The sequence below is a fragment of the Streptodolium elevatio genome (assembly GCF_053592165.1).
The window spans coordinates 166,459-192,075 of record NZ_JBSFVE010000015.1; the positions used below are offsets into that span (position 1 = coordinate 166,459).

Consider the following 25,617-nt stretch of genomic DNA (forward strand, 5'->3'; position numbering starts at 1 on the left):
ATGTTCAAGTGACAAAGTCGAGCAATCAAGTCGGATAACAAAGTCAGACAACATAGTCACTTGACCTGGGCATGCGAACAAGAAGTCATTCGTCGGGAGAGCGCCGGCCCGGGCGCCCGACCGGTTTCCCCGATCAGCCGGATACCCTGGCCCGATGGCCCACGTCCCCGCCTCCGAGAGGCGCCCGCAGCTGATCGAGGCCGCCGTCAGGCTCATGGCGCGGGAGGGCATCGCGGCCGGCAGCACCCGGGCCATCGCGGCGGAACTGGGCGTGGCCCAGGCGACCGTGCACTACACGTTCGGTTCGAAGCGGGACCTGTACCGGGCCGTCGTCGAGACGCTGACCTCCGAGTACATCGACCAGGTGGCGGTGTCCGCGCTGCCCGAGGGCGGTGGCTTCGACGAGCAGGTGCGTACGCTCGCGCACGCCCTGTGGGCGCGGGTCCGTGCCGAGCCGGGCCGCAGCACGCTGCTCACCGAGTTCACGGTGCTGGCGCTGCGCGACCCCGAGCTCCGCGACATCATGCGGGCCCACGAGCGGACCATCGAGCGGACCGCCGCGGACATCCTGACCGGGCTCGCGGCCGAGGCGGACCAGGAGCTGGCCACCCCCGCGCTCGACATCGCGATCCACTTCCTGACCGCACTGGACGGCCTCATCCAGCGGTACCTGCTGTTCCAGCCGGCACCCGACGCCGAGGCCGGCTCCCGGGACGGCACGGGGCGCAGCGCCGAGAACAAGACCGGGACGGGCACCGACGAGACGGCCGACGGGACCGCCGAGGACGCGCGGCGCGCCCTCGACGTGCTGGTGGAGACGACCCTCGGGCTCTGCCGGGGCCCGCGCGGCGAAGGCCGCTGAGCCGGCCGAGGCACGCCGCCCGGCATCCGGGGAAAAAGTCCGCGCGGCACCGATGAGTTCCCGTGCGCGGGTGAGTCCATAGAGAGACGGCACATTCGCGCACGAAACCAAGCAGGAGGCACTCATGACCGGCGGCGGATTCACCGCATGTCTCTGGTTCGACGGCCAGGCCGAGGAGGCCGCGGCGCACTACCTGTCGATCTTCAAGAACGGCTCCATCGGCCGCATCGCCCGGTACCCCGAGGGTGACTACCCCGAGGGCACGATGGGCAAGCCGGGCGACGTCATGGAGGTCGAGTTCGAGGTCAACGGACAGAAGTTCGTCGGCCTCAACGGGGGCCCGCAGTTCACGTTCAACGAGGCCGTCTCCTTCCAGATCCCGTGCGCCGACCAGGCCGAGGTCGACTACTACTGGGACAAGCTGTCCGAGGGCGGCGAGAAGGGCCCGTGCGGCTGGCTCAAGGACAAGTTCGGCCTGTCCTGGCAGGTCTTCCCGGCGGAGATCATCGACCTGATGACCGACCCCGACCCGGAAAAGGCCCGCCGTACCACCGAGGCCATGATGAAGATGTCGAAGATCGACCTCGACACCCTGCGCAAGGCGTACGCCGGCGAGTGACGCCCGGCGCGCACCGGGCCCAGGCCGCCCGCGAGGCGACCGGCGCGACGGTCGGAGCGGCGACCAACTCGGCGACCAACTCGGAAACCAACTTTCTGGTCAGAGCGGCGGTCAAAGCAGCGGTCAAAGCGGCAAATACCGCGGCAATCAGCACTGACACCAGGGCGCGTCTCTGTCGAAAGACAGAGACGCGCCCTTCCCTTCGGCCGATGTCGGGGCCCCCGCCCGCTTCATAGCGTTCTCCCATGATCACTCTGGAACGCCTCACCAAGCGGTACGGAGACACCACCGCGGTCGACGACCTCAGCCTCGTCGTCCGGCCCGGCGGCGTCACCGGGTTCCTCGGCCCCAACGGCGCGGGGAAGTCCACCACCATGCGCATGATCCTCGGCCTCGACCGGCCCACGTCGGGACGCGCGCTCGTCGGCGGCCGGGCGTACGCCGAACTGGCCCACCCGCTCCGCGAGGTGGGCGCGCTGCTCGACGCGAAGGCGCTGCACCCGGGGCGTTCCGCCCGCGACCACCTCCGCGCGCTCGCCCGTACCCACGACATCCCGCGCGGTCGTGTGGACGAAGTCCTCGGCATGGTGGGCCTGTCCGACGTCGCCGGACGCCGCGCGGGCACCTTCTCGCTCGGTATGGGCCAGCGCCTGGGCATCGCCGCGGCGCTCCTCGGCGACCCCGCGACGCTGATGTTCGACGAGCCGGTCAACGGGCTCGACCCGGACGGCGTGATGTGGATCCGCCGCCTGATCCGGTCGCTCGCCGCCGAGGGACGGACCATCTTCGTCTCCAGCCATCTGATGAGCGAAATGCAGCTCACCGCCGACCAGTTGGTGGTGATCGGGCGCGGGCGGCTGCTGGCGGACGCGCCCCTTTCCGAGGTGCTGGCCGGCGCGCCGACCGCGGGCGTGACCGTGCGCGGCCCGGAACTCACCGCGCTCTCCCGTGAACTGGCCGCCGGCGGGGCGGTCGTGCGGGACGAGGGGGACCGGCTCTCGGTGGGCGGCGCGTCCGTCGAGGACGTGGGCCGGACCGCCCATCGCCTCGGCGTACTGCTCTACGAACTGAGCCCGAGGCAGGTCTCGCTCGAACAGGCGTACATGGAACTGACGGCCGAGGCCGTGGAGTATGGAGGCACCCGATGACCACGCCGCACCCGACCGCGCAATCGTCCACGTACCCGGCCACGCACTCGCCCGCTACGCACTCGCCCGCTACGCATCCGCCCGCGTCGCAACCGTCAGCACCCCAAACGCCCGCGCGGCAATTCGCCGCCCTGCGACGGTCCTTCGGGTCCGAGTGGATCAAGCTGTGGACCGTCCGCTCCACCTGGTGGGCGCTGAGCGCCGCCGTCGTCCTGATGACCGGGGTCGCCGCGATCATGGGCGGCGACTTCGCCGGTGACGTCGAGAAGGGCGAGGTCACGGACGGCACTTCGATGGGTATCGCGGAACCCGCCGCGGACGCCGCGATGCTCGCGCAGTTCGGCCTCATCGCCTTCGCGATGCTCGCGGTCACCGGCGAGTTCGGCACCGGGGCGATCCGCGGCACGCTGTGCGCCGACCCGCGGCGCGGCCGGGTGCTGCTGGCCAAGACCCTTGCGGTGAGCGCCGTTGTGGTGCCTCTCGCCTTCGTGCTGGCACTGCTCGGCGTCGTCGCCGGGGACGTCACACTCGGCGAGTACGGCACCGGCGGCACCACCGTCGAGGACGTCGCCGCGACCATCGTCTACCTCGTGCTGGCCGCGGTGTTCACCGTCGGCGTCGGGGCGCTGCTGCGCAACTCGGTCGGCACGCTGAGCGCGGTCATCGTGCTGCTGCTCGCGCTGCCCATCACTCTGGGGGCGGAGCGTTCCGCCTATCTGCCCGGCGGCGCCGGCCTCAACCTGCTGGGCGGCGAGGACCCTCCGTACTCGCGGCTGACCGCCGCCGTGCTGTTCGCGCTGTGGACGGTGGCCGCGCAACTCGCGGGCTACGCGTCGCTGCGCCGCCGCGACGTCTGACCGCTCATTCCACCATCCCGGCCTCGTACGCGAGGATCGCGGCCTGCACCCGGTTCCGTACCTGGAGCCGGGTCAGGATCGCGCTCACGTGCGTCTTGACGGTGCCCTCGACGAGATTGAGCCGGCGGGCGATCTCCGCGTTGGAGATGCCCTCGCCGATCAGGGCCAGCACCTCGCGCTCGCGCGGGGTGAGCACGGCGACCCGGTCGGCCGCCTGCGCGGTGCGCACCGACCGGCCCATCGTGTCGATGACCCGCTTGGCGACGCGCGGCGACAGGTAGGCGGCCCCGTCGGCCGCGGCCCGGATCCCGGTGGTGAGTTCGCGCGGGTCGCCCGACTTGAGCAGGAAGCCGGTGGCACCCGCGTCGATGGCTTCGGCGATGTACGCGTCCTCGCCGAACGTCGTCAGGATCACCACCGCGACCTCCGGCAGCAGGCGGCGCAGCTCGGCGGCCGCGGCGAGGCCGTCCATGCGCGGCATGCGGATGTCGAGCACGGCCACGTCCGGCCGGTGCCGCCGGGCGAGTTCGACCGCCTCGGCGCCGTCCTCGGCCTCGGCCACGACCTCGATCCCCGGGTCGCTCGCGAGGATTGCGCGCACTCCGGCGCGGATCAGCGGCTCGTCCTCGGCGAGGAGGACGCGTACGGGGGTACTCACCTGGCGACTTCCCGCCGTACCGGCCGCGCGGGCGCGGCGGACCCGGGCGGCGTGTCCGACTTGGTCGGCGCCGACGGCGCCGCGTCCTGGGCCTCGGCGGCCGGACGGGACGCCGGGAAGTGCGCGGCCACCTCGAAGCCGCCCGCGCGCGGTGCGGCGGTGAAGGTGCCGCCCGCGAGCCGTACGCGCTCCCGCAGCCCGATCAGTCCGCTGCGGCTGCCGGGTGCGGGACCGCGTTCGGCGAGCACCGAACCGGCCACGCCGGGCCTGCCGTTGCTCACTCGTACCTCGGCGGCGTCGGGGCGGTAGGCCAGCGCGACCCGGACCTTCGCTCCGGGTGCGTGCTTGGCCGCATTGGTCAGGGACTCGCGCACCACGCGGTGGACGGCGAGCGTGAGTTGCGGCGAATCAGGGGCCTGGCCGGTGCGTTCCAGCACCACCGACATGCCCGATTCGCGCGAGCGGGCCACCAGTTCGTCGATCGACTCGTGCACCGGTTCCGTGGGGGCCGCGCGGTTGTCGGTCTGGAGCACGCCGATGATCTCGTGCAGGCGGTCGGTCGCAGCCGCCGCACCCGCGCGCAGGTCGGCGGCCGCCGCCCGCTGGGCCTCCGGGAGAGCGGGGTCGACCTCGAGGACCGCCGCGCGCAGCGCCAGCAGACTCAGCTCGTGCCCGAGCGAATCGTGCATGTCCTGGGCGATGCGGGCGCGTTCGCGCATGCGGGCCCGGTCGGCGTGCATCTCCTGCTCGCGCTCCAGGTGCCTGGCCCGGTCCCAGCCGGCCGCGGCGAGCGCGCGGCGCTGCCGCAGGTTCCGGCCGACCAGCCAGGGCACGGCGACGCTGAAGAGGAGTTCCGCGGTGAGCGTGCCCAGCGGCCGCATCCCCGACGCGACGCCGCCCACGAACAACGCCGGGACCGCCAGGGCCGGCGCCCAGGCCAGCGGCCGCAGCCGCCCGCTGCGCAGCGCCGCCAGGAACGCCACGAGCGCGACGATGCCGTAGTAGCGGCCGTCCCACTGCGCGAGCCCGATGCCGATCGCGAGGGACATCGACGGCAGCTTCCACGACAGGGCGCCCGCCACGGCGACGATGCCGAGCGCGACCGCGAGGCGCGTGGAGAGGAACGGGTCCGGGGAGTTGACGGACAGGCAGAAGGCCGTGGCCGTCGTCCACAGCGCGAGGTCGGCGAGCAGCGGCTTGCGCCGCCATATGCGGTCCGACTGGTCGATCATGTCTCGGACGCTACCCCACGACACGCGGCGCGGCCTCTGTCGAAAGACGTGGCCGGTCGGTAGCGTGCACGGGATGCCGAGCATCGATCCCGAAGTCGACGCCGCCTACACGGCCCGCGCGATCATCTCCCCCGAGCAGTACGCGAGCGTGACGGCGCGCTACCGCGACGAGTCCGCCGCCGCCGTCGCGGGACTGCGCGGGACAGCCGGTGTCGCGTACGACGAGGCGGGCGGCGAACTGCTGGACGTGTGGGGGACCGGCGACCGGCCGCGCCCGGTGTTCGTCTTCGTGCACGGCGGCTACTGGCGGGCGCTGTCCCGGCACGACTCGGCGTTCATGGCGCGGGCGCTGGACGCGTACGGCATCGCCACCGTCGTCCCCGACTACACGCTCGCGCCGACCGCGACGCTGGAGGAGATCGTGCGCCAGGTGCGCGCCGCGGTCGCCTGGGTGTACCGCGAGGGTGCGGCGTACGGCCTCGACCCCGGGCACATCGTGGTCGGCGGCAGTTCGGCGGGCGGCCACCTGGCCGCGATGACCATGGTCGACGGCTGGCAGGCGGATCTCGGGCTGCCGGACGACGTGGTCGTGGGCGGCTTCCCGGTCAGCGGCCTGTTCGACATCCGGCCGCTGCTGCACACCCACGTCAACGACTGGCTGCGCCTGGACGAACCGCGGGCCGCGGCGCTGAGCCCGTTCCTGCTCGCCTCCGCGACCGACCGGCGCTGCCCGGCGGTGGTCGCGGCCGCGGACCACGAGCCGTCCGGCTTCCACGAGCAGTCCAGGATTTTCCACAGCCTGTGGAAAGGTGACGACGAGCCTCTCGTGGTCCCGGACCGCAACCACTTCGACGTCATCCTGGACCTGGGTGACCCGGACACCTCCCTGAGCCGGGCGCTGCGCGGTCTGTTCCCCGCGTCGTAGCGGCGCGAGCCGCCGCCGCGCGGACGCCTGCCGGCCGCGCTCAGTGCGCGGGCGCCCCGGCCAGCAGGTCGATGAGGCCGAGCAGCACCGTGCGGCAGGAAGCGCGGTCTCGGACGTCGCACATCACCGTCGGTACGTGCGGGTCCAGGTCGAGGGCACTGCGGATCTCCTCCTCGGTGTGCTCCAGGACCCCGTCGAAGACGTTGACGCCGACCACGAACGGCACACCGCGGCGCTCGAAGAAGTCGATGCTGCCGAAGCTGGCGTCCAGGCGGCGGGTGTCCACCAGCACGACGGCGCCCAGCGCACCCGTCGCCAGGTCGTCCCACATCGACCAGAACCGCTCCTGGCCCGGTGTGCCGAACAGGTAGAGCACCAGGTCCTGGTCGAGGGTGATGCGCCCGAAGTCGAGGGCCACCGTGGTGGTGTCCTTGTCGGCCAGGCCGTCGAGGTCGTCGACGCCCACCCCGGCGACCGTCATGACCTCCTCGGTGCGCAGCGGCGGAACCTCGCTGACCGAGCCGACCAACGTGGTCTTGCCGACCCCGAATCCGCCGGCCACCAGGATCTTCACGGCCATCGCGGACGCCGGCACCGGCACCGCGAGGGCGCCCGCCCGGGCACTCGCGTCGGCGCCGCGTACCGCGGGGATGTGGGCAGAGGGGAGGTGGCTAGAGCCGACCGAGGCCATCCCGCACCTTTCTCAACAGCTCGGCATTGGGTTTCTGGGCCATGGAGATCGGCGCCCGCACGGTCACCCGGCCGCCGGCCACCAGGTCGCCGATCAGGATCTTCGCGACGCTGACCGGCAGCCGGACCAGGGCCGCGATCTCCGCGACGGCCTGCGGCGCGCGGCACAGCTCGAGGATCTCCCGGTGCTCCGGGTGCAGGGCGCTGTCGCGTCCTTCCGGCGCGGGGTCGGCCGTGGTGACCAGCGTGATGAGCGTCAGGTCGTCGGCGGGCCGGGTGCGTCCGCGGGTGAGCGTGTAGGGCCTGACGAGCGGGCCCGCTTCCTCGTCCCATTCGTACCGGTTCATGCGGGAGCCTCGCTTCTTCGGCTCATGCGGGCGATGCCGCGTCCGTGTCGAACCTCGGTGTCGTGCCCAGGTACTCGCCCACCTGCTTGACGAGCGTGTTCATCTCGAAGGCGACCACCCCGACGTCGGCGCGCTGATCGGTGAGCACGGCCATGTGCGCGCCGCGCCCCGCCGCGGTGAGGAACAGGAAGGCGTCCTCCATCTCGATGAGCGTCTGGCGCACCGGACCGCCCTGGAACGTGCGGCCCACGCTGCGTGCCAGGCTCGACAGTCCCGACGCCGCGGCGGCCAACTGCTCGGCCTGGTCCCGGGCGAAGGTCTCCGAATGGCTCATGACCAGCCCGTCCTGCGACAACACGACCGCGTGCCGGGTGCCGGGCACCCGCTTGACCAGGTCGGTCAGCAGCCAGTCGAGCCGGCTGTCGGTGGCGGTGGTGGGCTGGGTGGTCATGGGCGGTCCCTCTTCGGTGGTTCGCTGGTGTGCTCGGCGGCCCTGGCCCGCTCGGAGGCGCGCTGGAACGCGGAGATCGTGGCGGCGGCCTGCTGCGGGGTCGGACCCGCCGGCGCGTCGGTGCCGTCCCCGTCGCCGTTCGCGGGCGGCTCGGGCTGCGCACGCAGCGGTGCCGCCAGGCTCGCCTGGCGCACCCGGCGGGGCAGCGGCTTGGCGCGTCCGCCCGGGGCGTCGGCTCCGGCGTGGGCCTCCCGGTCGGCCTGGGCGGGCCGCGGCACCACGGCCACGGGCACCACCGGGGCCAAGGGGCCTACCGGCGCGGCCGGTTCCGCGGGGCTCGCGGACGCCCCGACGTCGGCCGCCACGGGTTCTCGGGGACGCCCGGTCTCCTGGGCGTCCTCGGCCGCGTCGTGGGACGGCACCGGAAGGGGGACCGGTGCGCCGTCCGTCCGCGCCGCGTCCGTCGTTTCGCCGGAAGACAATTCCTGCTCCTCGGGGTTCTCCGGGACCGGCTCGTCGGGCCGGCCGACGATCAGTTCCCTGGGCAGGAACACGATCGCGAGGGTTCCCCCGTACGGCGACGGCCGCAGCGTGACGCTGATGCCGTGCCGGTCCGCCAGCTGCGCGACGACGAACAGCCCGAGGCGTACGTCGTCGGCCAGCGCCACCATGTCGAACGGCCTCGGCGCCGCCAGCTCGGCGTTCAGCGCCGCGTATTCGGCCTCGCCCATGCCGAGGCCGCGGTCCTCGATCTCCACGACGAGGCCCTTGGCCACCGCCATGCCGCGCACCTCGACCGGTGTCTCGGGCGGCGAGAACTGCGCGGCGTTCTCCAGCAGTTCGGCGAGCAGGTGGATCACCGGGCCGACCGCGGCACCGGAGAGTGCGAGGTCGGAGGCCACGTGCACGTCGATGCGGCTGTAGTCCTCGACCTCGCCGACCGCGCTGCGCACGACGTCGACGACACGAACCGGCTTGCTCCACCGGCGCCCCGGGTGGTGCCCGCTGAGGATGACGAGGTTCTCCTCGTAGCGGCGCAGGCGCGTCGCGAGGTGGTCGAGCATGAAGAGGTCCTCCAGGACCTCCGGGTCCTGGTGCCGGTTCTCCATCGCGTCGAGCGCCCGCAGCTGGCGGCCGACCAGCGACTGGGTGCGAAGCGCCACATTGTGGAACACCTTGGCGTGCCCCGCGCGTTCGCGCGCCAGGCGGGCGGCGCCGTCGAGGGCGGCTCGCTGCGCCGCGGTGAACGCCTCGGCGACCTGCCCGATTTCGTCCTTGCCGTGCGGCATTGCCGGGAGTTCGGCTGCGGTGTCGACCTCCTCGCCGCGGCTGAGGCGCTCGATGGCGTCCGGCAGGCGGTTCTTGGCCACGTCGACGGTGGCGGCGTGCAGGCCGAGCAGCCGGCGGCGCAGCGACCGGGCGACGGCCCAGCACAGCAGGCTGACCACGACCACCACCAGCAGGCCGAGTGCGGTGATGAGCCAGACGGTCAGTTCCAGGTCGTCGACGCGCTCGCGCGAGTCCTGCACGATCGCCCCGGCGCGTGTGGTGTTCAGTTCGGTCAGCTGCGGGGACAGGGCGTCCAGGTTCGCGCGCCAGCCGGCGGCCTCGGGCGGGAGCGGGATCCCGGCGCCGGCCGAGGGGGCGCGTACCGCCGAGCCGAGCACGGCGTCCTCGACCGCGACCAGCAGCCGCCACTGCGGGCTCTCGGTGAGCGCCTGGAACGGCCCCTGGAACTCCGGTTCGAGGCTGGGCCGGATCTCCTCGGCGTAGAGCGAGCGGCGGGCGCCCGCCGCCTCGGCGAACTCGACGAACTCGGCGGCGCCGAGCCGACCGGAGGCCGCCGCGTACGTCAGGACCGCGTCCTCGCGCGTGATCATCTCGGTGGCGCGGAACATGTCGACGAGCGTCTCGGCCCGGGCGGTCAGGTGCCCGTCGGCGTCGATGTGCGACAGCGCGGCGAACGTCAGCATCTGCTTCTCGACGGCCGCGGTGTACGGCGCCAGCAGGTCGGCGCGGGTCCCCTGGCGCCGGTCGATCGCCGCCCGCACGCCCGGCAGGCGGTCGCGGTCCTCCTGGATCGCGTGCGCGCGGTCCAGGACGTCGGAGTCGGAGTCCGCGAGCCCGCCCAGCACCCCGACGAATTCGCCCAGGGCCGCGTCGGTACGTCCGCGCACGTCCTGCAGCGCGGTGCGGACCGGATCGGACGGTGCCGCCAGCCACGCCGCGCTGAGGCTGCGCTCCTGCTGCATCTGGGCCATCACCGTGTAGGCGGGGAGGCCCGCCTGCGTCGCGATGTTGTTCTGGTCCTTCAGCTCCGAGGTCTTCGACCAGAGGTACTGCGTGGTGAAGCCCCACAGTCCGACCAGGGCGAGCGAAGGAACGATCGCGAGGACGACGAGCAGCGTGCGTATCGAGGAACGGCGCCGCTGCCGGTCGAGCCCGGTCAGCGCCCGGCGGGGGGATCTCATCGTCTCCCTAAGGGAAGAGTGCGGGCCGAGGGAAACGGCATGTGCCGGAAGAGTTTCCGGGAGTGCGGCCCGAATGTCCATATCCAGCACTGAGCACAATTTCGGTCATGTGCGGTCGGATTCGGTGACCGGGCGGGCGCGGCGACCGGGTCAGCCCGGCGGCGCTCCCACGCTGTTCCCCTTGAGCCGCTCCAGGTCCGCCGCGCGCACCTGGATGACCAGGGCCGCGACCACGGCGGCGACCACCGCGAAGGCTGCGGCGGTGATGAACGCGGCGGTGATCCCGTCGGTGAGCACCTGGTGGGCGTACGACGTCGGCAACTGCCCGGTGCGGTCGAACTCGGCGCGCTGTTCGGGGGTCGCCTCCCGCATGAACGCCGCCACTTGGTCGTCGGCCGCGTTCCGGCTCGCGGTGCCGTACACCGTGACAAGTATCGACAAACCGAGCGAACCGCCCACCTGTTGCGTCGCGTTGAGCAGGCCGGAGGCCGCACCGGTGTCCTGCTCCGCGACGTTCGAGACGGCCATGAGCGTCAGCGACACGAACTGCATGCCCATGCCGAGGCCGAAGACCACGATCGGCCCGAGCACGCTGCCGAGGTACGTGCTGTTGACGTCGATCTGCGTCAGCCAGGCGAGGCCGCCCGCGGCGAGCAGGGCGCCGGTCACCATGAACGGCTTGGGACCGTACTTGGGCAGCAGTTGCGAGGCGAGGCCCGCGCCGACCGCGATCACGGCGCTCACCGGGAGGAAGGCGAGTCCGGCGCGGAGGGGGCTGAAGCCCAGGACGTCCTGCACCCACAGCGTCAGGAAGAAGAACATGCCGAAGATCGCCGCGGCGAGGCACAGCATGATCGCGTACGAGCCGGACCGGTTGCGGTCGGCGAACATGCGCAGGGGCGTGATGGGTTGGCCCGTCTTGCGCTCGATCGTGAGGAACACCGCCAGCATGACGACGGCGCCCGCGAAAGACGCCATGGTCAGGGTGTCCCGCCAGCCGTCCTGGGCGGCCCGGATGAAGCCGTACACGAGCAGCCCGACGCCCAGGGTCGACGCGAGCGCGCCGGCCAGGTCGAACTGCCCCGGATGTCGCGCGGATTCCCGGATCGCCCGCGGGGTGGCCAGCGCGATCGCGAGGCCGATCGGCACGTTGACGAAGAAGATCCAGCGCCAGTCGAGCCATTCGACGAGCATGCCGCCCGCCAGCAGGCCGATCGCGCCGCCGCCCGCGGACACCGCGGCGAAGACCCCGAACGCGCGGTTGCGCTCGGGGCCTTCGGTGAACGTCGTGGTGATCAGCGCCAGCGACGTGGGGGACGCGATCGCGCCGCCGATGCCTTGCAGGGCCCGGGCGGCGAGCAGTTGCCACGACTCCTGGGCGAGTCCGCCGAGCAGGGACGCCAGCACGAAGAGCAGGACGCCGAAGATGAAGACCCGGCGGCGCCCGAGGATGTCGCCCGCGCGCCCGCCGAGCAGCAGCAGGCCGCCGAACGTCAGCGTGTAGGCGTTGATGACCCACGCCAGACCGGTGGTCGAGAAGTCCAGCGACGTCTGGATGTGCGGCAGCGCGATGTTCACGATGGTGATGTCGAGGACCACCATCAGCTGGCACGACGCGATGACGAGCAGCGCGATGCCCTTGCGGCCGCCGCCCTCGGGGGCGGATGCCGCGTGCGCGGGTGCGGGGTGCGGGCTCGTCATGGTGGTTCCAGGTGCTCTCCGGCGGCAGCCTGTCGGCAGGCCGTCGGCCGTCGTCCGTGGATCCGGACTTGCGCCTTCATCGACCGTAACCCCGTGTCCCGGGTCTCGCCTCCCTGCGGACGAACGGGCGCGTCCGGGCGTTACTCCCGCGGGAGTAACGCCTGCTCGGAGGCGCCCCCGGCAGTAAGGCGCTTCTCCGTCGTCGGCCCGACGTTCCGCGGGCCGTCCGCCGGAAGCCTGGACTACCAGGAGTCCGACGGCATTCGCGGGAGGCGGGGCGGCATGGACGCAGGGACAGGCACCGGTACGGGCGGCCGAACCGGCGCCGGCACGAGGACGGGCGCGCCCCCGGGCGCGGGCAGGCGGCGCAAGGGGCCACGGCCCTGGGTGTGGGGCGTGCTCACGCTGTGGGTGGTGCTGGCGGCCGCGCTCGTGCCGCTCGCCGGCAAGCTCGCGGACGTGCAGGAGGACGAGGTCGTCTCGTACCTTCCGGCGAGCGCGCAGTCCACGGATGTGGCCCGCGTGGTGGCGGACATGCCCGGCGGCGACACCACCGACATCTCCGTCGTCTACCACCGCGACGGCGGCCTGACCGCCGACGACCAGGCGGCGGCGGGGGCGCAGGCGCGCGAGATCGCCGGGCGGTTCGAGACGGTCGGCGGCCTCGGCACGCCCGCCGCGTCGGCCGACGGGCAGACGCTCGTCTTCAACTTCCAGATCGCCGAGTCGGCCGGCGAGCCGGGCGACGTGGTCAAGGACGTCCGCGAGGTGACGGACCGTCATGCGCCGGGCCTGGACGTGCTGGTGGGCGGTCCGGGCGGCACCGACGCCGACATGGACGAGGTCTTCTCCTCGATCGACGGCACGCTGATGCTCGCGACGCTGCTGGTCGTGACCATCCTGCTGATCGTCACGTACCGCAGCCCGTTCCTGTGGCTGGTGCCGCTCGTCTGCGTCGGCGTCGCGGAGGTCGCCACGCGCGCGGTGGTCTATCTGCTGGTCGAGGTCGGCGACCTGACCGTGACCGGACAGAGCGGCGGCATCATGACGGTGCTGGTCTTCGGCGCGGGCACCGACTACGCGCTGCTCCTGATCGCCCGCTACCGCGAGGAACTGCGGCGTACCGAGCGGCCGTTCGACGCGATGGCGAAGTCGCTGCGCGGCTGCGGGCCGGCGCTGCTCGCCTCCGCCGGGACCGTGGTGGCCGGCCTGCTGTGCCTGCTCGCGGCGGACATGAACAACCTGCGGGGTCTCGGCCCGGTCGGCGCCGTGGCGGTCGTGTGCGCGCTGGCGGTCATGACGACGCTGCTGCCCGCCCTGCTGGTGCTGCTCGGACGCCGGGTGTTCTGGCCGCTGATCCCGGCGCTCGGCAGCACGCCTCGCGTCAAGCGCAGCGCGTACGCCCGCATCGGCGCCTACGTCGTGCGCCGTCCGGTCGGCATCCTCGCCCTCGGCACCGTGTTGCTCGGCGCGCTGGCGATCGGCACCGTCAAGCTGCCCGGTGACCTGCACATGGCCGACAGCTTCACGGAGAAGCCGGACTCGGTCGTCGCCGCGCAGACGCTCGCCCAGGCGTTCCCCGAGCGCGCCAGCCAGCCGATCGCGGTGGTCGCCCGCACCGAACGCGCGGACGAGGCGCAGCGGGTCGCCGAGGACACCCAGGGCGTGGCCGACGTCGCGCGCGGGCGTTCCGCGGACGGCTGGACGGAGTTCGCGGTCTTCGCCACGGACCGGCCGGAGTCGTCCGGCGAGGAGGCGACGATCAAGAGGCTGCGCGGCGCACTCGGGGACGTCGGCGGTGCGCAGGCGGCGGTCGGCGGCTCGACGGCCGAGGGCATGGACAAGCACAGTGCGACCGCGCGGGACCAGAAGGTGGTGGTACCGCTGGTGCTCGCGGCCGTTCTGCTGATCCTCGTCATCCTGCTGCGCGGCCTGGTCGCGCCGCTGATGCTGGTCGGGGCCGTCGCGCTGGTCTGGGCCGCGTCGCTGGGGATCGGTGCGCTGGTCTTCGAGCCGGTGTTCGGCTTCGAGGGCGCGGATCCGGGACTGCCGCTGCTGAGCTTCGTGTTCCTGGTCGCGCTGGGCGTCGACTACGGCATCTTCCTGCTGCACCGCATGCGCGAGGAGGCGCTGTCGGGCACGCCGTCGGACAAGACCGTGGTGCCCGCGCTGACCGCGACGGGCGGCGTGATCGCGTCCGCCGGGTTCGTGCTGGCCGCGACGTTCTCGGTGCTCACCGTGCTGCCGCTGGTGATGCTGGTGGAACTGGGGTTCGTGGTCGCGGTGGGCGTGCTGCTGGACACCTTCGTGGTACGGACGTTCCTGGTGACCGCGGCGAGTTCGGTCCTCGGCCGACGGGTCTGGTGGCCGGGTGCGCTGGCGAAGGCGGACGCCGGGGCGAAGGGTCCGGACGGTCCGGACGACCCCGACCACACCGCACCGGGCGGCCGGGAAGACCCATCGCCGATGATGGCCTGATGAACCGGCATCTCCACAAGGTGGGCACGGCGAGCGGGGTGTCCGTCCCCAGCCGGACGGACACCCTGCTCGCCGCGGCCATCGCGGTGCTGGGCGCGGCGGTCGCGATCGCCGCGCCCGGCACGCGCCCGACGGATCCGCTGGCCATCGTGCTGCTGCTGGCCGCGAGCGCGACCCTGCCGTGGCGCAGGCAGCGGCCCGGGGCGGTCCTGCTGCTCGTGCTCGTGCTCACCGTCCCGTTCCACATGCTGGACTACCGGCACGAGGCCGCCTCGCCGATCGCCCTGGTCGCGCTGGCGACCTTCTCGGCGAGCGTGGCCCGGGTCAAGGCGCTGGTCATCGGCCTGCTCGTGGTCGTGATCGTGCTGAGCATCATGGGCGTGCTCAAAGAGGGCGGGATCAGCGGCGACCACCTGGGCGCCATCGGCTGGGTGTTCTTCTCGGCCGTCGCGGGCCAGGCGTGGCGCTGGCACGCGGCCTACGTCGCGTCGATCATCGACCGGGCGGAACGTGCCGAACGCACCCGGGAGGAGGAGGCCCGCCGCCGGGTCGCCGAGGAGCGCGTACGCATCGCCCGGGACCTGCACGACCTGCTCGCGCACAGCATCACCCTCATCGGCGTGCAGGCCGGGGTCGCGGCCCACCTGGCACGGCAGCCGGAACCGGACCGCGAGGTCCTGGCCGCGGCGCTGGAGACCATCGCGGACGGCTGCCGGGCGGCGCGCGCGGAGGTGCGCTCGACGCTCACGGTGCTGCGCGACCCGGGCGAGGGGCCGGACCAGGGCGCGGTGCCGGGGCTCGCGGGGGTGGGGGACCTCGCCGAGTCCGTGCGCGGTGCCGGGGTCGACGTCCTCGTGGACGTGGCGCTGGACGCGGACGCCGACGAGGCGGCACCCGCGGTGGGCGTGGCGGCGTACCGGATCGTGCAGGAAGCACTGACCAACGTCGTGCGGCACGCACAGGCGTCGCGCGTGACCGTGGACGCGGTGCGCGAGGGCGGCCTACTGCGTCTGACCGTGGCCGACGACGGCCGCGGCGTGGTCGCCGGGTCGCCCGAACCGGCGGACGGGCCGGGCGGGTTCGGCATCCTGGGCATGGCGGAGCGGGCGCGCAGTGTGGGCGGCACGCTGACCGCGGAGCCGGGGAAGACCGGCGGATTCACCGTACGCGCGGTTCTGCCGCTTCCCGCGCCGATCGTGCCCGCACCCTCGACACCGGAGGCATCGTGACCACCCTGCGCGTCCTGCTCGCCGACGACCAGCACCTGGTCCGTGCGGCGTTCTCGATGCTCGTCGACTCGGCGCCGGACATGGCCGTCGCGGGCCAGGCCGAGGACGGCCACCGGGCCCTCCAACTCACCCGCGAACTGCGGCCCGACGTGGTCGTCATGGACATCCGCATGCCGGGCCTCGACGGCATCGAGGCCACCCGGCGCATCGCGGACGACCCCGACCTCGGGGACGTCCGGGTGCTGGTGCTGACCACGTTCGACGACGACGAGAGCGTGCTCGCGGCGTTGCGCGCGGGTGCCGCGGGGTTCCTCGTGAAGGACACCCGGCCTGCCGAACTCCTGGACGCGATCCGGGTGGTGGCGGCCGGCGACGCGCTGCTGTCACCGGGGCCCACGGCGCGCCTGGTGGCGCGCGTGGTCCGGCTGCCGGAGGCCGTCGCCGCGCCCGTGGCGGCGGGTGCCGCACTGGTCGCCGAGTTGTCGGCGCGTGAGCGCGAGGTGCTGGCGCTCGTGGGGCGTGGCATGAACAACGCCGAGATCGGCGGTGTGCTGGGCCTGAGCCCCCTGACGGTGAAGACGCATGTCAGTCGGATTATGGGCAAGATGGGCATTCGCGACAGGCCGCAACTGGTCGTCGCCGCCTATGAATCGGGACTGGTGCGGCCGGGGGAGCCGACGGCGCTGTGAGTGCGGGGCGACCGCCCGTCACGTGCGTGGCAGGTACGCCCGCAGGAACACCTCCAGGCCGGCGTCGACGATCCGGTCGATGTCGGCGTCCGGCATCGGCAGCGCACCCAGGTACGTCCGGCTGGACACTTCCGTGCCGGTCAGCAGCACGAAGTGCATGGCCGCGCGCCGCGGGTCGGTGATCTCCAAGAGCCCCCGGTCGCCGAGTTCGGCGAGCCTGCGGGCCAGCGCCGCGTTGACCGGGCGCGGCCCGGCCTCCTGCCAGGCCTCCAGGACCTCGGGCGGGAGGTGGCCCACTTCCGCCTGGATCTGGCGCACCAGCGCGAAGTGCTCGGGGAACTCGGCGCCGGAGGTCGCGTACTCGCGCGCGAAGGTGCGCAGGTCCGCCGCAAGGTCGGTGATCTTGGCGAAGTGCCGGTCGATCTGGGCGATGTGGGCGTCGCGGACGCGGGAGGCACTTTCCGCGATGACCGTGCGGAACAGCTCGTCCTTGTCCGTGAAGTGGTTGTAGATGGTGCGCGTCGAGACCCCGGCCTCCTTGGCGATCTCGCCGATGCTGCCGCGCGTGTAGCCGTCCCGCGCGAAGACCGTCAGCGCCCCGCGTACGACCGCCTGGCGCTTCTCCATCAGCCCGCGCCGCGGACGCACCGCAGCCTCGTCGATCCCGGTCATGCGTCCGCTCCTCGAAGAAAAGTGCAATGACTGTTGTACTTCTTGCAATACACGTTGTACTTTACCTGAGTCGGGTCGCTCGGGGGAGCGGATCCGGACCGGACTTTCTCGTCGTCCGCTGGCAAAACTGACAAAGGAGACAAACATGTCGGTCACCACTGCTTCCGCCGCCGCCGCGCCGATCGCCCGCACCCCGATGCGCCTCGCCGTGATCGTCGGCAGCAACCGCGACGGACGCTTCGCGCCGGTCGTCGCGGACTGGGCCGTGGGCCAGGCCCGCGGACACGGCGAATGGGACGTCGACGTGATCGACGTCGCCACCACCGTCCTCCCGGCCGCCATCGAGGTGCCGGGCATGTCCGAGTCGCCCGAGGTCGCGGCACTGGGCGCACGGCTCGCGGCTGCCGACGCGTTCGTCGTGGTCACCCCCGAGTACAACCACAGCTTCCCGGCCGCGCTCAAGCACATGATCGATCTCTTCCGCGACGAATGGCGCGCCAAGCCGGTCGGGTTCGTGTCGTACGGCGGTATGGGCGGCGGCCTGCGCGCCGTCGAGCAGCTGCGCCTCGTCTTCGCCGAGCTCCACACCGTCAGCATGCGCGACAGCATCAGCTTCCACGGGGCCTGGGAGCGGTTCGACGAGGAGGGGCAGCCGGTCGACGCCGAGGGCTGCGCATCGGCGGCCAAGGGGATGCTCACGCAGCTGGAGTGGTGGAGCCGGACGCTGTCCGAGGCCCGCATGGCGCGTCCGTACGACGTCTGAGCCTGCCGGACCGACGCGAACCCACCTGCCTCCGTGCCCCGTGCGCCCCCACGCTCGCCTGCCGCCGCCGAGGAGTCCCCCCATGAGCCGCGCCACCAGCTCCGCGAAACCTTTGCCCGCCCCCGCCCTCGCTTCCGCCTCGACCACCAGCCGTGCCACGTACGCCGCGACGCTCGCCGTCGTCCTGTTCGGCTACCTCGTGCTCCCGATGTCCATGTCCGGCGCGACCGTCGCGGTCCGCCGCATCGGCGACGACCTCGACGCGTCGGGTGCGTCCCTGCAATGGGTCGTCACCGGCTACTTCCTCGCCGCATCGTCCTTCATGCTGGTGACCGGCTCGCTGGGCGACCTCTTCGGCCGCCGCCGCGTCTACCGGCTGGGCGCGGTCGTGTACGGGGCCGGCAGCCTCGCCGCCGCGTTCGCCCCGAACATCCTTCTGCTGGACGCCGCACGCACGCTGACGGGCGTCGGCGCCGCCGGCGTCATGGCGGGCGGCGGCGCGATCCTCGCCACCACCTTCACCGGCACCGCACGGACGAAAGCCTTCGCGGCGATGGGCAGCTTGTCCGGCGTCGGCCTCGCCATCGGCCCGACGGCGGCCGGATGGCTGGTCGGATCGATCGGTTGGCGCGTGATGTTCGGCCTGTTCGGGGCCGCCGGCATCGCCCTGTTCGTCGGTGCCTGGGCACTCACCGAGTCACGCGCCACCGCAAAGCCGCGCCTGGACCGGGCCGGGATCGTGCTGTTCATCTCGGGCCTGGCACTGACCATGTTCGCGATCACGCAGGGCGCGCAGGCCGGTTGGGGCAGCGTGCGGGTGCTGGGTCCGGGGGTCGTGGGACTTGCCCTGCTCGGCGCCTTCGTCGCCGTCGAACGCGGTGTCGCACGTCGTGCCGAACGGCCGCTGCTCGACCTGTCGTTGCTCGGCAACCGTCGCTTCAGCGGCTGGCTGCTCGCCGCGATGGCCGGCGGCGTCGCGTTCGGCGGCATGCTGGCCAACCTGCCGACGTACCTGCAAGGCGCCAACGGGCTGTCGTCCGGCGACGCGGGACTGGTCATGCTGATGCCCACGCTGCCGATCCTGGCCCTGCCTGCGATCGGCGGGCGGCTGGTCACCAAGGGCGTCCCGCCCCGTGCGCTGATCACCTTCGCCCTGCTGCTGATGGCCGCCGGGAACGTGTGGCTGACCGTGCTGCACCCGGGCATCGGCGCCGCCGCGCTGGCCGGCCCGCTGGTGATGATCGGCTCGGGCCAGGGCCTGGTCGCGGGCGTGATCGACGCGCAGGCGATGAGCGCGGTGGAGCCGGAACGCGCGGGCATGGCAGCGGGGTTGCTCAACACCGTGCGCGGCAGCACCCAGGCGCTGACGATGGCGCTGTTCGGGTCCGCGCTGATCACGCTCCTCGAAGGCAGCCTGGGCTCCGCGCCGTCGGCCGCCCGGGTGGCCACCGGCGCCATCCCCGCCGGGCCCGAAGGCGCACACCTTGCGGACGCACTGACCGATGCGTGGCAGGTCATCCTGGTGGCCGTCGCCGTCCTGGTGGCCGTCGCCGCGGTGGCCGTCTTCCGCCTGCTGCGCCCGGCAGTTGCCGTGGACGAGAGTGCCGGGTCCGCGTCGGTGACGGAGGGACCCGTACGCAAGGAGGCCCGCACCCCCGTCGGCGCGAACCGGCACTGAGCGCAAGGTCGCAGGAAGTCGCAGGAGCATCGCAGGGCCGGAGGCGCACCCCGCCTCCGGCCCTCGGCCGTTGCGTCAGTGGCCGTTCAGAGCCGCGTTGAACCCGTCCCGCAAGCTGTTGTACGCCTGCGCGATCGTGTACGCGGCGTTCTGGCACGTCTGCCGCGTCTTCGCCGAAGCCGGGTCCTTCGCACACCCGTTGGTGCGATACGTCGACACCGCCTTGGTGATCTTGGCGGCGTTGGCCCGCAACGTCGTGAAGTAGGCCGCCGGTTCGTGGCTGATCAAGGCCAGCGACTTCTGCACGGTCTCGTTGGCCTTGGTGGCGCCCAGCGCGCACATGTCGGTCCACATCGTCGGCCGCTCGGGCCAGCACTTGGCGCCTCGGGCCGAGCCGTACATGTCCTCCATGTCGCCGATCAGCGCGCGGGATTGCAGGTGGATGCTCTCCGCATCCGGCGCCATCCGGCCCTTCGGCTCGGTGTTCCACGCCTGAAGCTCGGCCGGGAGGTCCGGCCAGGTCGGAGACGGGCTCGGGCTTGCGGAGGGTACGGCCGTGGTCCTGGACGCGGAGGCCTGGGCCGCGGGAGTTCCGGAAGCGGACGGGGGCATGGCCGCGCCGGTCGCCGGTATGCCGGTGGTCGCTGTAGCGGTGGTGTTGTCGGCGGATGACGCGCCCAAGGCAGCCGCGTCGCGTGACGTGTCCCCGCCGCCCGACGAGCAGCCGGAGACGAGGACGAGGGCAAGGACGACCGCGGCGGTGGGCAGGGTGAGGGCGGTTCTGGGCGCGGGCAATCTGCGCTCCTTCGGGTGAGGTCTCCGACGAGGTCATGCGGTGTGGGGCGCACAGTCAACCAGTTGGGGCCGCAAGGTGGTTCGAAGATCGGCAATCTTCGGCACGTACCATCAGGGCATGTCGGAAACAGTGCGTATCGCCATGATCAGCGGGAGTCTGCGGGCGGGTTCGGGGAGCACCGCGCTGCTCCAGACCGTTGCGGAGGTCTTCGAGCCCGAGGTCGTCGCGGCCCGCATGTACTTCGGCATGGCGGCGCTGCCGCACTTCAATCCGGACGACGACTTCGAGCCACTGCACCCGGCGGTCGCGGAGTTGCGCGCCGTGATCGAGGGCGCCGACGCGCTGTTGCTGAGCACCCCGGAGTACGCGGGCGATCTGCCGGGTTCGTTCAAGAACCTGCTGGACTGGACCGTCGGCGGCAACGAGATCGTGGACAAGCCGACGGCATGGCTGAATTCCGGCGCACCGGGACGGGCGGATGGCGCGCATGCCGCACTGCGCACGGTGCTGGGCTACACCGGTGCGCGCATCGTCGAGGAGGCGTGCGTACGCCTGACGGTGTCGCGGGCCGCGATCGACGCGGAGGCCGGCACGGTCGCGGATCCCGGCGTACGCGAGGGGCTGCGGGCTGCCGTCGGCTCGCTCGTCGCGGCCGTGGCCGCGGGGCGGTCCGCGCCGGTTCGGCCCGGGGCGGGGAACCCCTGGTAGCAAGGGCCTTGGCGGCGCCGCGGGCTACGTGCGCGCGGCGGCGATGCGGCGGAGCGGCGGCTCGGTCTTGGGCGGCTGCTTGCGCGGCGGAAGCTCCGCCAGGAGCGCGGTGGCGGCCTCGGTGACCGTGCGCACGGCTCGCTCGAACGCCCCCTCGGTGCTCGCACTGACGGACTGCACGCCGCTGATCTTGCGGACGAACTGGCGGGCCGCGGCCTCGATCTCCTCGGGCGTCGCGGCGGGCTCAAGGCCCCTGAGTGTGGTGATGTTCCGGCACATGGCCCCAGGGTAGGCACGTGGGCCGACGTATGGCCCTGACCTGCGACTCGGCATCACGAGTCCCGGTATCCGTGACCCGGCACCCGTCGCCCGGTATCCACGGCTCGGCACCCGTGGGGCCGCCCTGGGAAACGCCGCGCCGGGCTCAGCCCGCGACGGGCCCCGAGCTGTCCCAGCCCGGGGCGTGCTCGTGCGGAAGCACGCTGCCGGCCCGCACCTCCTCGCCGCAGTGCCGGCAGATCAGCACGGCCGCCAGGTCGTGGTCCCCGTGCCGGAACACCACCGGCGGCTGCTCGCCCACCCAGCGGTCGCCCCACGCGGCGAGCACCTGCAACACCGGTTGCAGGTCGCGGCCGGGCTGCGTCAGGTGGTACTCGAAGCGCGGCGGTCGGTCCTGGTACCGGCGCCGCTCCAGGATCCCGGCCTCTTCCAGCGCGCGCAGGCGGGTGGTCAGGATGTCGCGCGGCGCCCCGGTGTTGCGGGCGATCGCGTCGAAGCGGTGGTTGCGGAGCAGGATCTCGCGTACCGCGAGCAGCGCCCACTTCTCGCCGACCAGGGCGAGCGCGGACGCCACCGAGCAGGGTCGGCCGACCGTCCGCGGGCGGGCGATGCGCGAAGTCTCCATGCGCACAAGGTTGCCATTTCAAACTTACTGGCGCTACTTTCGGTCGTACCGCGAGTTGGATTTTCCAACTATGGAGGTCCGGCCGTGGATCAGGGGCGTCATCACCGTCCGGAAGGCGGCACACCATGACCGAGGCGTACATCGTCGACGCCATCCGCACCCCCGTCGGCAGGCGAAACGGCGGACTCGCGTCCGCGCACCCCGCCGATCTCGGCGCGCACATCCTCACCAACCTCGTGGAGCGGACCGGTGTCGACCCGGCCGCCGTCGACGACGTGGTGTTCGGGTGTCTCGACGTGATCGGCCCGCAGGCCGGGAACATCGCGCGCACGTCCTGGCTCTCCGCCGGACTGCCCGCGTCCGTCCCCGGCACGACCATCGACCGCCAGTGCGGTTCGTCGCAGCAGGCCGTGCACTTCGCGGCACAGGCCGTCATGAGCGGCACCGCGGACATCGTGGTCGCGGGCGGCGTGCAGAACATGAGCATGATCCCGATCTCCGCGTCACTGCGGGCGGGACGCGAGTTCGGGTTCGACAGCCCGTACTCCGGCGCGCTCGGCTGGCAGAAGCACTACGGCGACCAGGAGATCAGCCAGTTCCGCGCGGCCGAACTCATCGCCGAGAAGTGGGGTGTCAGCCGCGAGGAGATGGAGGAGTTCGCGGTCGCCTCGCACGAGCGCGCCATCCGCGCCGAGAAGGAAGGCCGGTTCGCGCGCGAACTGGTGCCGTACGGCGACGTCGTACGCGACGAGGGCCCCCGCGCCCCCGACTGGGACAAGATCCGCTCGCTCCCCACGCTGCGCCCCGACGGCCGCATCACCGCCGCGCTCGCGAGCCAGATCTCGGACGGCGCCTCGGCGACCCTGGTGGTCTCCGAGCACGCCCTGCGCGTCCACGGACTGACGCCGCGCGCCCGCATCCACCACCTCACGGTGCTCGGCGACGACCCGGTCTTCATGCTCACCGGGCCGATCCCGGCGACCGCCCGCGCCCTGGAGCGCACCGGTCTCACGATCGACGACTTCGACCGGATCGAGATCAACGAGGCGTTCGCGTCCGTGGTCCTGGCCTGGCAGCGCGAGACCGGCGCGGACCTCGACAAGGTCAACGTCAACGGCGGCGCGATCGCGCTGGGGCACCCGCTGGGCGCCAGCGGCACCAAGTTGTTCGCGACGCTCCTGAACGAACTGGAGCGCGTGGGCGGCCGCTACGGCCTCCAGACCATGTGCGAGGGCGGTGGCATGGCGAACGTCACCATCATCGAACGGCTCTGACGCCCGCCGGTGAACATCCGCGACGGGCCCGCGCGGTCGTCGGGCCCGTCGCATCAACCGCATGTCGCGGAACGTACGTTCGCACGTTCCGGCAGCGGAACATCAGTTCCTCGCCGAACGGCCATGGCAGCCGTCTGCCGGCGTTCGAGTCACCTTCGCTCCACGTGCGTGCCCCCTCCCTCGGCGCGGTGTCTCCCACGCCGGACCGTGGTCGGGCCGGACGGCTTGGCCCCGACGGTGTCAGCGGGGCAGAAATGCCTCATGTTCCATTTCATAATGAATGCCAAAAGATCGGGCAAATCGGTCCGATGCGACCGTGCGGCACGAGAGGCCCCTGCGGCCTCCTCCCCGCCGGGCGGGGCGCGTAGAGTCGGCCGGTGTGGAAGGGCTGTTGCTGAGGCTGTCGGCGCTCGACCCTGATGCGGAAGCCGCAGTCCGGGTGATCGCCTACTTCGACGCGCTGGTCACCCACGGCGCCTCCGCCCACGCGCTGGTCCGGGCCGCCGCCGCGCTGGCCGAGTGCCCGGCCGGATGGTCCCGGGACGACGGGACCTCGATGCGGTACGCCCCGGACGGCACCGCCCTCGGACCGCTCGCCGCCGCTCCGTCCCCGCTGCCCGCGAGCGCCGTCTCCGACTGCGGAACGGTCTGGCTGGAACGGCCCGGCACGCCCGCACCCCTGGACGCCCTCGTGCTGGAGAGGATGGCCGTCGCCGCCGCGGCCGTGTCACACGGCGGGACCCGGCGCCGCGAACCGGGCGACCCCGCGCTGGTCGAACTCGTGCTGTCCGCCCAGGTCGAGCCGGAGGTCCGCATTCGGGCGCTGCGCCTGCTCGGGCTGGCGCCGGGGCGGCCGCTGCGGGTCGCGGCAGTACGCGGAACGCCGCCCGCGCCCGCGCCGCGACAACGCGCCGCCTCCGACGGGTGCGGGGCACCGCGCACCGTGGTCGACGGCGTGGCGGCGGTTTTGATCCAGCCGCCGGCGGACCGGGACACGTACACCGGCCCCACACCGGCCGAGGGCATGACCGTCGGGATCGGCGGCGCGATGGGCGCCGAGCACGCCCGGCGCTCCTGGGAGCAGGCCCGCGTCGCCCTGCGGTTCACGGACGCGGCCACGGCTCCGGTCGTCGAGTACGACGCTCTGGGCAGCCTGGCCATGCTCGCCGACCTGCCGGCCGAGACGCTGCGCAACCGCCCCGAACTGGCGGCCGTGGAGGCGTTCGCGCAACGCCCCGGCGGCGAGGCCGATCTGACCGCCCTCGCCGCCTTCTGCCGCTGCGGCTCACTGCGCGGTGCGGCGACCCGCCTGCACCTGCACCACAGTTCGGTCGCCGACCGGGTGGCCCGTGCGGGGGAGGCGCTGGGATGGGACCTGGCCGACCCGGCAGACCGCTTCCGCGCCACCTTGGCGCTCACCCTGCGCCGACTTGCCCGCTCCTGACGGGCACCGACTGACGGGTGCCGCCTGGACGGGCGCCGGGTGGTGTCTGTCAGATTGCGGGTCAGCCGAGCAGCGCCCTGCGCAGCACGGCGATCTCCTCGGCGCCCTCGCGCCGCGACACCTCGGCGTGCCGGGCGAGCCGCGAGGCGTGGAACGTGCCCGGGAACAGGTGGAGTTCGACGTTCACCCCGGCGGCCAGCAGGGCCTGCGCGTACGCGATGCCCTCGTCGCGCAGCGGGTCGAACTGCATCACCGATATGTACGCGGGCGGCAGGCCGGTCAGGTCGGTGGCGCGTGCCGGTGCCGCGTACACCGGGACGTCGTCTCCGCCGCGTCGGCCCGGGCCGAGGTACGCGTCCCAACTGATCTCCGCGTTCGGCCGGTTCCAGCCCGGGGTGTCGGTGAACGCGACCATGCTCGGGGTGCCCAGGCGGTCGTCCAACTCCGGGATGCCCAGGTACTGGAAGCACAGCCGCGGCCCGCCGCGGTCGCGGCACAGCAGTGCCAGGGCGGCGGCGAGACCGCCGCCCGCGCTGGCCCCGTGCAGGGCGACCCGGTCCGGGTCGATGCCCAGCTTGCCGCTCGCCGCGACGACGGCGGTCAGCGCGGCATAGCAGTCCTCGAGCCCCGCGGGGTAGGGGTTCTCGGGTGCGAGCCGGTACTCGACCGACGCGACCACCACGCCCAGCTCGCGGCATATCTCCAGGCAGCCGGGGTGGTCGAGCTCGATCGAGCCGATGACGAATCCGCCGCCGTGCACGTTGAACACCAGCGGGACCGGCCCGCCCTCGACGCCCTGCGGGGTGTAGAGCCGCACCGGGATGTCGGGCGCGCCCTCCGGCCCGGGAACCGTCGTGTCCAGGACGTCGACGCCGGAGGTGTCGGGCTCACCGAAGAACTCCGCGAGCCTCGACTCCATGCCGCGCATCGCGACCAGGTCGGTGAGCGGGGTGCCGGGCATCCTCGCCACAGCTGCGGCGACCTCGGGGTCCAGGGCGTAAGCCATGAGTCACCTCGACTG

The 25,617-nt window shown here is 72.7% G+C and carries 25 protein-coding genes; 13 read left to right on the forward strand and 12 right to left on the reverse strand.

The genetic code is table 11. From position 1 onward, the window contains the following. Positions 1-154 precede the first annotated feature (154 nt). From ACWD12_RS26240 to ACWD12_RS26255, 4 genes are all read left to right on the forward strand, one after another. Complete coding sequence (locus ACWD12_RS26240; protein WP_450101591.1) at positions 155-862, forward strand: TetR/AcrR family transcriptional regulator; 708 nt, start codon at positions 155-157, stop codon at positions 860-862. A 124-nt stretch (positions 863-986) separates the two neighbouring features. Next, positions 987-1,481 carry a VOC family protein gene (locus tag ACWD12_RS26245; protein ID WP_358351123.1) on the forward strand — a complete coding sequence of 165 codons (495 nt, stop codon included), beginning with the start codon at positions 987-989 and terminating at the stop codon, positions 1,479-1,481. A gap of 245 nt (positions 1,482-1,726) precedes the next feature. Then, positions 1,727-2,629: an ABC transporter ATP-binding protein gene (locus ACWD12_RS26250; RefSeq protein WP_450101592.1), complete on the forward strand. Its 903-nt coding sequence runs from the start codon at positions 1,727-1,729 to the stop codon at positions 2,627-2,629. Further along, the gene (locus tag ACWD12_RS26255; protein WP_450101593.1) at positions 2,626-3,486 is read left to right on the forward strand and encodes an ABC transporter permease; all 861 of its coding nucleotides are present in this window, start codon (positions 2,626-2,628) and stop codon (positions 3,484-3,486) included. The genes ACWD12_RS26250 and ACWD12_RS26255 overlap by 4 nt, the downstream gene beginning before the upstream one ends. Before the next feature lie 4 nt (positions 3,487-3,490). Here the strand turns inward: ACWD12_RS26255 and ACWD12_RS26260 are convergent, their stop codons facing one another. After that, positions 3,491-4,144 (reverse strand): response regulator transcription factor, encoded by a 654-nt coding sequence (locus ACWD12_RS26260; protein WP_358351131.1) that lies wholly within the window; start codon positions 4,142-4,144, stop codon positions 3,491-3,493. Beyond that, entirely contained in the window at positions 4,141-5,376 is a 1,236-nt protein-coding gene (locus tag ACWD12_RS26265) for a sensor histidine kinase (protein ID WP_450101594.1), read from the reverse strand. Before ACWD12_RS26265 ends, ACWD12_RS26260 begins: the two co-directional genes overlap by 4 nt. Positions 5,377-5,449: 73 nt before the next feature. Here ACWD12_RS26265 and ACWD12_RS26270 point away from each other — a divergent pair, with 73 nt between their 5' ends. Continuing rightward, the gene (locus tag ACWD12_RS26270) at positions 5,450-6,301 is read left to right on the forward strand and encodes an alpha/beta hydrolase (protein ID WP_450101595.1); all 852 of its coding nucleotides are present in this window, start codon (positions 5,450-5,452) and stop codon (positions 6,299-6,301) included. A 40-nt stretch (positions 6,302-6,341) separates the two neighbouring features. Here ACWD12_RS26270 and ACWD12_RS26275 read toward each other — a convergent pair whose 3' ends face one another. From ACWD12_RS26275 to ACWD12_RS26295, 5 genes are all read right to left on the reverse strand, one after another. Continuing rightward, complete coding sequence (locus ACWD12_RS26275) at positions 6,342-6,881, reverse strand: GTP-binding protein (RefSeq protein WP_450101651.1); 540 nt, start codon at positions 6,879-6,881, stop codon at positions 6,342-6,344. Between the two features lie 91 nt (positions 6,882-6,972). Beyond that, positions 6,973-7,338 (reverse strand): DUF742 domain-containing protein, encoded by a 366-nt coding sequence (locus ACWD12_RS26280; RefSeq protein WP_358351139.1) that lies wholly within the window; start codon positions 7,336-7,338, stop codon positions 6,973-6,975. Positions 7,339-7,360: 22 nt separating this feature from the next. Next, entirely contained in the window at positions 7,361-7,789 is a 429-nt protein-coding gene (locus ACWD12_RS26285; protein ID WP_358351142.1) for a roadblock/LC7 domain-containing protein, read from the reverse strand. Beyond that, positions 7,786-10,260 (reverse strand): sensor histidine kinase, encoded by a 2,475-nt coding sequence (locus ACWD12_RS26290; protein ID WP_450101596.1) that lies wholly within the window; start codon positions 10,258-10,260, stop codon positions 7,786-7,788. Before ACWD12_RS26290 ends, ACWD12_RS26285 begins: the two co-directional genes overlap by 4 nt. A 150-nt stretch (positions 10,261-10,410) precedes the next feature. Beyond that, a complete protein-coding gene (locus ACWD12_RS26295) occupies positions 10,411-11,961 on the reverse strand; it encodes an MFS transporter (RefSeq protein WP_450101597.1) in 1,551 nt (516 codons plus the stop codon). A gap of 282 nt (positions 11,962-12,243) precedes the next feature. Here ACWD12_RS26295 and ACWD12_RS26300 point away from each other — a divergent pair, with 282 nt between their 5' ends. The 3 genes from ACWD12_RS26300 to ACWD12_RS26310 are packed head-to-tail and all read left to right on the forward strand — an operon-like array spanning position 12,244 to position 16,357. Further along, positions 12,244-14,439: an MMPL family transporter gene (locus ACWD12_RS26300; protein WP_450101598.1), complete on the forward strand. Its 2,196-nt coding sequence runs from the start codon at positions 12,244-12,246 to the stop codon at positions 14,437-14,439. After that, positions 14,439-15,668: a sensor histidine kinase gene (locus ACWD12_RS26305; RefSeq protein WP_450101599.1), complete on the forward strand. Its 1,230-nt coding sequence runs from the start codon at positions 14,439-14,441 to the stop codon at positions 15,666-15,668. The genes ACWD12_RS26300 and ACWD12_RS26305 overlap by 1 nt, the downstream gene beginning before the upstream one ends. Next, on the forward strand, positions 15,665-16,357 hold the full coding sequence (locus ACWD12_RS26310; protein WP_450101600.1) for a response regulator transcription factor: 693 nt from the start codon (positions 15,665-15,667) through the stop codon (positions 16,355-16,357). The genes ACWD12_RS26305 and ACWD12_RS26310 overlap by 4 nt, the downstream gene beginning before the upstream one ends. Positions 16,358-16,375: 18 nt before the next feature. Here the strand turns inward: ACWD12_RS26310 and ACWD12_RS26315 are convergent, their stop codons facing one another. Then, on the reverse strand, positions 16,376-17,029 hold the full coding sequence (locus ACWD12_RS26315) for a TetR/AcrR family transcriptional regulator (protein ID WP_358351160.1): 654 nt from the start codon (positions 17,027-17,029) through the stop codon (positions 16,376-16,378). Between the two features lie 145 nt (positions 17,030-17,174). Between ACWD12_RS26315 and ACWD12_RS26320 the strand changes: the two genes are divergently transcribed. Both ACWD12_RS26320 and ACWD12_RS26325 read left to right on the forward strand, forming a co-directional pair. Further along, complete coding sequence (locus ACWD12_RS26320) at positions 17,175-17,792, forward strand: NADPH-dependent FMN reductase (RefSeq protein WP_450101601.1); 618 nt, start codon at positions 17,175-17,177, stop codon at positions 17,790-17,792. Between the two features lie 82 nt (positions 17,793-17,874). Beyond that, complete coding sequence (locus tag ACWD12_RS26325) at positions 17,875-19,470, forward strand: MFS transporter (RefSeq protein WP_450101602.1); 1,596 nt, start codon at positions 17,875-17,877, stop codon at positions 19,468-19,470. Positions 19,471-19,545: 75 nt separating this feature from the next. Here the strand turns inward: ACWD12_RS26325 and ACWD12_RS26330 are convergent, their stop codons facing one another. Further along, positions 19,546-20,265, reverse strand: a complete 720-nt coding sequence (locus tag ACWD12_RS26330) for a hypothetical protein (protein ID WP_450101603.1) — start codon at positions 20,263-20,265, stop codon at positions 19,546-19,548. A gap of 118 nt (positions 20,266-20,383) precedes the next feature. Here ACWD12_RS26330 and ACWD12_RS26335 point away from each other — a divergent pair, with 118 nt between their 5' ends. Further along, a complete protein-coding gene (locus ACWD12_RS26335) occupies positions 20,384-20,974 on the forward strand; it encodes an NADPH-dependent FMN reductase (protein ID WP_450101604.1) in 591 nt (196 codons plus the stop codon). A gap of 24 nt (positions 20,975-20,998) precedes the next feature. Here ACWD12_RS26335 and ACWD12_RS26340 read toward each other — a convergent pair whose 3' ends face one another. Further along, the gene (locus ACWD12_RS26340) at positions 20,999-21,253 is read right to left on the reverse strand and encodes a DUF2277 domain-containing protein (protein WP_450101605.1); all 255 of its coding nucleotides are present in this window, start codon (positions 21,251-21,253) and stop codon (positions 20,999-21,001) included. A gap of 145 nt (positions 21,254-21,398) precedes the next feature. Then, positions 21,399-21,878 carry a winged helix-turn-helix transcriptional regulator gene (locus ACWD12_RS26345; protein ID WP_358351174.1) on the reverse strand — a complete coding sequence of 160 codons (480 nt, stop codon included), beginning with the start codon at positions 21,876-21,878 and terminating at the stop codon, positions 21,399-21,401. 125 nt (positions 21,879-22,003) lie between these two features. Between ACWD12_RS26345 and ACWD12_RS26350 the strand changes: the two genes are divergently transcribed. Both ACWD12_RS26350 and ACWD12_RS26355 read left to right on the forward strand, forming a co-directional pair. Then, positions 22,004-23,152 (forward strand): acetyl-CoA C-acetyltransferase, encoded by a 1,149-nt coding sequence (locus ACWD12_RS26350; RefSeq protein WP_450101606.1) that lies wholly within the window; start codon positions 22,004-22,006, stop codon positions 23,150-23,152. Between the two features lie 379 nt (positions 23,153-23,531). Beyond that, positions 23,532-24,596 (forward strand): PucR family transcriptional regulator, encoded by a 1,065-nt coding sequence (locus tag ACWD12_RS26355; RefSeq protein ID WP_450101607.1) that lies wholly within the window; start codon positions 23,532-23,534, stop codon positions 24,594-24,596. Between the two features lie 61 nt (positions 24,597-24,657). Here the strand turns inward: ACWD12_RS26355 and ACWD12_RS26360 are convergent, their stop codons facing one another. Continuing rightward, positions 24,658-25,602: an alpha/beta hydrolase gene (locus ACWD12_RS26360; RefSeq protein WP_450101608.1), complete on the reverse strand. Its 945-nt coding sequence runs from the start codon at positions 25,600-25,602 to the stop codon at positions 24,658-24,660. Positions 25,603-25,617: the final 15 nt, after the last annotated feature.